Below are 6993 nucleotides of genomic sequence, written 5' to 3' on the forward strand. Positions count from 1 at the left end.
GCCCCTGCACCGTCCGGCAGCCCCTCGCCACCGCGCCCCACCCGCTTGGTGCCCCTCGGGCGATGGTGCGACGCTGGGTGGAGAGGTGTCCGACGAGGGGACCTGGAGGGCCGATGGGGCGCGACGTCCCGGCGCTCGTCTTCACCCGCGAGGACCGCCGCCGGTACCGGATCAAGATGCACGAGTGCCTGGAGGCGCTGGCGCAGATGCTGCGCGAGGCGCGGTTCGAGTCGGAGCGGCCGCAGGTCGGCCTGGAGATAGAGCTGAATCTGGTGGACGACAGGGCCGAACCGGCGATGCGCAACACCGATGTGCTGGAGGCGATCTCCGACCCGGCGTGGTCCACCGAACTGGGCCGGTTCAACCTGGAGATCAACGTCCCGCCCCGGCGGCTGACGGCGGGTGGTCCGGACGCCTGGGAGTCGGAGATCCGGGCCGCGCTGAACCACGCCGACCAGCGGGCCCGGTCGGTCGGCGCCCGGCTGCTCATGGTCGGGATCCTGCCCACGCTGCGGCAGGAGGACATCACCGAGGAGACCCTGTCGGAGAACCCCCGCTACCGGCTGCTCAACGACCAGATCTTCGCGGCCCGCGGCGAGGACCTGCGCATCGAGATCGACGGGCCCGACCGGCTGCGGACGTACGCGGACAGCATCACCCCGGAGGCCGCGTGCACCAGCACGCAGTTCCATCTGCAGGTCTCGCCGGAGGAGTTCGCCGGCTACTGGAACGCGGCGCAGGCGATCGCCGGGGTGCAGGTGGCGCTGGCGGCGAACTCCCCGTTCCTGTTCGGCAAGGAGCTGTGGCACGAGACGCGGATCCCGTTGTTCGAGCAGGCCACCGACACCCGCCCGGAGGAGATCAAGGTGCAGGGGGTACGGCCCCGGGTGTGGTTCGGGGAGCGGTGGATCACCAGCGTCTTCGACCTGTTCGAGGAGAACCTGCGCTACTTCCCGGCTCTGCTGCCCCTGTGCGACGAGCAGTCCCCGGTGGAGACGCTGGACCGCGGCGACACCCCCGAGCTGTCCGAACTGACCCTGCACAACGGCACGATCTACCGCTGGAACCGGCCGGTGTACGCCGTGGCGAACGACCTCCCGCACATCCGGGTGGAGAACCGGGTGCTGCCCGCCGGCCCGACGGTGGCCGACACCCTCGCCAACGGCGCGTTCTACTACGGGCTGACCCGGGCCCTGGTGGAGGAGGACCGGCCGGTGTGGTCGCGGATGTCCTTCGCTGCCGCCGAGGACAATCTGCACTCCGCCGCCCGGCACGGCATCGACGCGCTGCTGTACTGGCCCGGGATGGGCGAGGTGCCGGTGCCGGAGCTGGTGCTGCGCCGGCTGCTGCCGCTCGCGCACCGCGGCCTGGAGCACTCGGGCATGGACGCGGCGTGGCGGGAGCCGCTGCTCGGCGTCATCGAGCAGCGCTGTGTGACGGCGCGCAACGGAGCGGTGTGGCAGAAGGAGATGTTCCACCACGTCGCCGGCACGGCGCACGCCGGCCGGCACGAGGCGCTGCGCCGGATGACCCAGGTGTACATCGACTACATGCACCTCAACGCCCCGGTGCACACCTGGCCGGTGGACTGAGCGGGGTCAGCGGCGCGGGCGCAGGACGCGCACCGCGCGGTCGAACGCCGAGTCGCGGTTCTGCCGGAACTCCTCGTCGGTGAAGACCGGTTCGGTCAGCTGCGGCGGGATGCCCGTGCCGTCGAAGGTGCGGCCGGTGCGGGTCAGGTACTCCTCGTTCGGCAGGATGAAGAGCATGCCGTCGGGGAGGGCGCGCAGCATGACGTCCGAGAAGACGCCCTGGGTGGGCTGCCCGATCCGCACGGTGCGTCCGGGGCGGTCCAGCAGGGCCTGGGTGAAGGTCTCGCCGGCGCTGACGGTGGATCCGCCGGTGAGGACGGCGACCGGGCCGGTGTACCGGGGCGCGTGGGCCGGGACGACGGGCACGGGTTCGGGCCGGGTGTGCCGGGTGGGGTCGGCCGGGTCGTTGCGGGCACGTTTGGCGTAGGCGGTGTACGGGGTGTCGGTCAGCCGGGCGGCGATGCGGACGCCGAGGGCGTCGGAGCCGCCGCCGTTCACCCGCAGGTCGATGATCAGGCCGTGCAGGCGCCGGGTGCGGGCCGGGGTCAGGACGGTGTCGAGCGTCCGGTCGAGTTCCGCCCGTTCGGCGGTGAACGGCGCGCCGTCGCCGGCGTAGCCGCCGAAGCCGGAGATCCGCAGGTAGCCGAGGTCGCCGGGCAGGTCGGCGTAGGTGATCCGGCCCGCGGCGAAGTCCTGCCGGTTCTTCGCGTCCTTCAGGTCCCGGGTGATGGTGTACCGCTTGACCCGGGCGTCCAGTTCCGGGCTCGGCGGCTCGGTCCCGGGCCGTACCTCGGCGAAGATTCGGTAGCCGTCCTTGACCGCGACGTGGGCGTCGTGGAGGGGCCGCAGCATGCGGCTGAAGATGCCGAAGAGTTCGGCGTCGGTGGTGTCGGGGCGCACCTGGGGCCGGTACCGGTCGCGGACGGCGTGCCAGTCGACGCCCTTCTGCGCGAAGAAGGGGTAGTTCTCCTCGAAGGTCTGCCAGAGCACGTCGAAGCTGGTCCGCGGGTCCGCGGAGGCGGGCGGGGCGCAGTCCGCGGGCAGGGCCCGGAGCCGGGTCAGCCGCCGGTGTCCGACCCCGCTGTCCGCGGCGAGCCGGGCGTGGTCGCGGTCGTGGGTGGTCCGTACGGTGAGTGCGGTGCCGTCGGGCGTGAGGTAACCGCCGGGTCCGGTCTGCCGTGCGGAGTCGCCCTCGATGCAGCTGAGGGAGGTGGTCTGGTACTCCCGCAGGGTTCCCCCGCCGAGGACGAAGAGGGTGCCGTAGCCGTCGGTGCGCCACACCCCTTCGGTGGCCGGCGGGCCGGCCGGGGCGGCGGACGCGGCGGGTAACGCGGTGGCGGCGATGGTGAGGGCGGCGGCGACGGCCGTGACGATGCGCACGTGGAGGTCCTCCGGATCGGGCGGTGGGCGGACCCCCACCGTGTCGGATGCCCGCGCTCCCCCGCCATCCGGCGGACCCGCGCTTCGGCCCGGGGGACAACCCCAGGGCACGGCCGCCGCCAGGGTCTTTCTTCCGGATCAGGCCGGCCCCGAGCGACCGCGCCACCTGGTCGACGCGACACCGGCAAGATCCGGAAGAGAGGCCCTAGCGGTGTACGGCGGGCCGCTCCAGGCTCGTCTCGGGGCAGGCCGACGCCTCCGGAAGATAGGACTTCGCCCACTCGGCGAGTGACCTGAGGGCGGGCTCCAGGGCCGCTCCGGCGTCGGTCAGCCGGTAGGAGACACGCAGCGGGGGGCCCTCGTCGACCTCCCGCAGGACGAGGCCGGCCGCGCCGAGTTCGGCGAGCCGGTCGGACAGCATGCGTTCGCTGATGCCGGGGATGGCCCGCCGCAGATCGGTGAAGTAGGCGGGCTGGCCCACCAGGACGGCCACGATCGGGCCGCTCCAGCGTTTGCCGAGCAGCTGGAAGACCCGGGTGATGCCATCGTCCACCCGCTTGCACGCCGCGCTGTCGTGGTTCTGCTCCGCCGCCATGACCCCAGGGTACTACTTCACCGTATGGGGCTGAGAAAAAGTAAGTCGATGTGTTAAACATAGTCCAGTACGAAACGTGAGCCGAGCGCGCTGCGGCGTCCGGCTGCCCTGAGCTTCCCTGGAGACCTCCATGGCCACCCTGCTCCACATCGATTCGTCCCTGTACCCGGCCGAGGCGTCGGCTTCCCGCGCCGTGACGGAGGCCTTCCGCACGCACTGGGAGGAGCAGCACCCGCAGGGCACGGTCATCTACCGCGACCTGGCGGCCGAGCCCGTTCCGCACCTCACCGCCGAGGCGCACCTCGCCGGCTTCCTCCCGCCGAACACCCACACGCCCGAGCAGGCCGCCGTCTTCGCCGAGCGCGTGAAGCTGATCGAGGAGCTGGAGCAGGCCGACGCGATCCTGATCGGCGCCCCGATGTACAACTACACGATCCCGTCGACCCTCAAGGCCTGGCTGGACAACGTGATCCTCATGGGCCGCACCGGGGGCGAGAACCCGTCCGCCAAGGGCACCCCGGTCACCGTCGTCGCCAGCCGGGGCGGCTCGTACGCGCCGGGCACCCCGCGCGAGGGCTACGAGTACGTGCAGAACTACCTCAAGGCCGTCCTGGCCGACGCCCTCGGCCTGGACCTGGAGTTCATCGTCCCGGAGCTGACCCTGGCGACGAAGAACCCGGCGATGGCCGAGCTGGTCCCGCTGTACGAGGCCTCCCGTGACCGCGCCTTCGAGGCCGCGGCCGTCAGGGCCCGGCAGCTCGCGGAGCGCGTCGCCGCCTGAGCGTCCTGCCGTACCGCACCACAAACCCCGGGCCGGCACCGCGCCGGCCCGGGGTCACGCGTGGACACGGCCGCGTTCAGGCCAGGACGAGCACCAGGGGGACGCCCCGGCACGGCACCAGCCGCAGGCCGTCGTACACGGCGGGCCGCTCCGCGGTGAGGACCTCACCGAAGTCCGGGCCCCTGGTGAGGGAGCCGGCCAGGTGGGCGGGGTCGGTGGAGGCGGCGACCCGGCCGCGGGCGTTCACCAGGCGGGCCGGCCGGGACAGTCCCCGCAGCAGCGGCAGCACGGCCGCCTCGAAGTGCCGCAGGTACACGTCGGCCGCGGCCACTCCGGCGAACCGCCCGTGGATCCGCACCGGTTGGGACAGGGTGAGGCTGTACTCGTCGGAGCAGAGGTAGTCCACGTAGGGTCCGGCCACGGCCCGGCGCCCGGTGTCGCGGGGCAGCGCGAACCAGTCCCAGTGCGTGTAGTCGGAGTAGGCCGACCGGCCGGGGTCGAGATCCAGCAGGAGCGGGCGTACGGCGCCGTCGGCGCCCGTCTGCCACCATTCCAGCCAGGCGGGCACGTCGGCGAGCAGGCCGGGGGCCGCCACGAAGCCGACGCCCGAGACGAGTTCCTCGTGGCGCAGCCGCAGATGCAGTCCGGGGCGCAGGGCGGCGAGGTCGCGGCTGGCGGGGCGGCGCCCCTCGGCGGCCACCCGGTTCAGCAGGGCCGCGGTGTCGGCACGGGTGGCGGCGACGGCCGCGAAGACGGCTTCCAGCGCGCCGCACACGTGGGCGGCCACCCCTGTCTCCGGGTCCGTGGCGACGGTGGCCCCGAGGCTGACGCCCATCGTGTCCTCCAGCGGACGGAAACCGGACGCGGCGCGGTCAGAGCGCGAGACGTACGGCGACGAGCCGCGCCGTCGACTCCCTGACGCACCGCTCGGCCAGCGTGCCGGCCGTTTCGTGGGCCCCATCCTGCACGGCGCACACGACGGAGCGGTGACGCTCCGCAACTTCTTCACGATATGCGTCGTCGGCCAGGACGAGACACAGCAGGGCGCCCACCTCGCTCTGCAGCGCCACCTGTTCGCGGGTGAGCCGGGCCGACTGGGCGGCGGCGGCGAGTTCGACGTGGAAGCGGCCGTACAGCCGGCTGCGCGCCGCCGCGTCCGCGGCCTGCGCCAGTTCCCCGGCCGTGCGGCGCAGCGGCTGGAGGTCCGCGGGTTCGGTGCGCTGGGCGGCGAGCCGGGCGGCGGCGCCGGACAGGGCGGCCCAGTGGTCGCCGAGGTCGCGCAGCTCCTCGGTGCTCCAGCCGCGCAGGCGGGACCTGAGCCGGTCGTCGGCGGGGACTTCGGGCAGCGAGACGAAGCTGCCGCCGCCGCGGCCCCGGCGGGTGGTGACCAGGCCCTGCTGCCGCAGCGCCATCAGCGCCTCGCGCAGGGTGACCGTGGAGACGCCCAGCCGGCCGGCCAGTTCGCTCTCGCCCGGGAGCTGCTCACCGTCGGCGAGGAGGCCCAGTTCGATGGCGTCGCCTATGCGGCGGACCACCGCGTCCACGCGGGCACGGGTGTCCACCGGGCTGAAGACAGCCCTGCGGGCGCCTGCGTCGATCTCGTGCGGCCTCACGGTCACCACCTTGTGCGTTGACTCAAGCTTTACCCTAAGGGGACCTTGAGCTATGACCTATGACTTCATATGTTTGCGGTCAACGTTCAGCGCGCCAGAAAGGTTCCCGCATGGAGGGAATTGCGATCCGGTTGCAGGGCCTGCGCAAGTCGTTCGGGGAGACCACCGCCGTGGCCGGGGTGGACCTGGAGATCCGGGACGGCGAGTTCTTCTCGATGCTGGGACCCTCCGGCTCCGGCAAGACCACGGTCCTGCGGCTCGTCGCCGGGTTCGAGACACCGGACCGGGGCCGGATCGAACTCGCCGGACAGGAGGTCACCGGCCTCGCCCCGTTCGAGCGGGACGTGCACACCGTGTTCCAGGACTACGCCCTGTTCCCGCACATGACGGTCGAGCAGAACGTCGCCTACGGGCTCAGGGTCCGCAAGGTGCCCAAGGCCGAACGCCTGGTCCGCGCCCGCAAGGCGCTCGCCGAGGTCCGCCTCGAAGGCTACGGCCAGCGCCGGCCCGCCCAGCTGTCCGGCGGGCAGCGCCAGCGCGTCGCCCTCGCCCGCGCCCTCGTCGGCCGGCCCCGCGTGCTGCTGCTGGACGAGCCGCTCGGCGCCCTCGACCTGAAGCTGCGCGAGCAGATGCAGGTCGAGCTCAAGGCGATACAGCGGGAGGTGGGCATCACCTTCGTCTTCGTCACCCACGACCAGGAGGAGGCCCTGACGATGAGCGACCGGATCGCCGTCTTCGACCAGGGCCGCATCGCCCAGGTCGGCACCCCCGCGGAGATCTACGAGCGTCCGGCGACCTGCTTCGTCGCCTCGTTCGTCGGCACCTCCAACCTCCTCGAAGGCGAGGCGGCCCACCGGATCACCGGCTCCCCGGGCACCTACAACATCCGCCCCGAGAAGATCCGCGTCCTGAAGGACGCCGCCGAGCCGGACGAGCCCGGCCACACCACCGCCACCGGCACCGTCGCCGAGGTCGTCTACCTCGGGGACGCCACCCGCTTCCAGGTGGTCCTTGTCGGGGGGGGGCCGGGGA

General features: G+C 72.7%; 7 protein-coding genes. 3 read left to right on the top strand and 4 right to left on the bottom strand.

The annotated features are described in order from the left end of the window. Window positions 1-113: 113 nt before the first annotated feature. Entirely contained in the window at window positions 114-1592 is a 1479-nt protein-coding gene (locus tag ABZ923_RS33440) for a glutamate--cysteine ligase (RefSeq protein ID WP_361479442.1), read from the top strand. Window positions 1593-1598: 6 nt separating this feature from the next. Here ABZ923_RS33440 and ABZ923_RS33445 read toward each other — a convergent pair whose 3' ends face one another. After that, entirely contained in the window at window positions 1599-2972 is a 1374-nt protein-coding gene (locus tag ABZ923_RS33445) for a S41 family peptidase (protein WP_361479445.1), read from the bottom strand. A gap of 205 nt (window positions 2973-3177) precedes the next feature. Then, on the bottom strand, window positions 3178-3567 hold the full coding sequence (locus tag ABZ923_RS33450) for a helix-turn-helix domain-containing protein (RefSeq protein ID WP_361479448.1): 390 nt from the start codon (window positions 3565-3567) through the stop codon (window positions 3178-3180). 130 nt (window positions 3568-3697) lie between these two features. On the opposite strand from ABZ923_RS33450, the gene ABZ923_RS33455 reads away from it, so the two are divergent. After that, entirely contained in the window at window positions 3698-4348 is a 651-nt protein-coding gene (locus ABZ923_RS33455; protein ID WP_361479451.1) for an NAD(P)H-dependent oxidoreductase, read from the top strand. Window positions 4349-4424: 76 nt separating this feature from the next. On the opposite strand, the gene ABZ923_RS33460 is transcribed toward ABZ923_RS33455, so the two are convergent. Both ABZ923_RS33460 and ABZ923_RS33465 read right to left on the bottom strand, forming a co-directional pair. Further along, the gene (locus tag ABZ923_RS33460; protein ID WP_361479454.1) at window positions 4425-5183 is read right to left on the bottom strand and encodes a hypothetical protein; all 759 of its coding nucleotides are present in this window, start codon (window positions 5181-5183) and stop codon (window positions 4425-4427) included. Between the two features lie 37 nt (window positions 5184-5220). Further along, the gene (locus ABZ923_RS33465; protein WP_361479457.1) at window positions 5221-5961 is read right to left on the bottom strand and encodes a GntR family transcriptional regulator; all 741 of its coding nucleotides are present in this window, start codon (window positions 5959-5961) and stop codon (window positions 5221-5223) included. A gap of 110 nt (window positions 5962-6071) precedes the next feature. On the opposite strand from ABZ923_RS33465, the gene ABZ923_RS33470 reads away from it, so the two are divergent. After that, window positions 6072-6993, top strand: a 922-nt coding sequence (locus ABZ923_RS33470; RefSeq protein WP_361479460.1) for an ABC transporter ATP-binding protein, incomplete at its 3' end; no start/stop codon positions are given.

It is taken from the genome of Streptomyces sp. NPDC046881, from assembly GCF_040645015.1.
Taxonomy (GTDB): domain Bacteria; phylum Actinomycetota; class Actinomycetes; order Streptomycetales; family Streptomycetaceae; genus Streptomyces.

What these genes read in the sequence shown, in the direction of transcription:
- ABZ923_RS33450 (WP_361479448.1), bottom strand. Translation starts at nt 3,567, where the DNA reads ATGGCGGCGGAGCAGAACCACGACAGCGCGGCGTGCAAGCGGGTGGAC.
- ABZ923_RS33455 (WP_361479451.1), top strand. Translation starts at nt 3,698, where the DNA reads ATGGCCACCCTGCTCCACATCGATTCGTCCCTGTACCCGGCCGAGGCG.
- ABZ923_RS33460 (WP_361479454.1), bottom strand. Translation starts at nt 5,183, where the DNA reads ATGGGCGTCAGCCTCGGGGCCACCGTCGCCACGGACCCGGAGACAGGG.
- ABZ923_RS33440 (WP_361479442.1), top strand. Translation starts at nt 114, where the DNA reads ATGGGGCGCGACGTCCCGGCGCTCGTCTTCACCCGCGAGGACCGCCGC.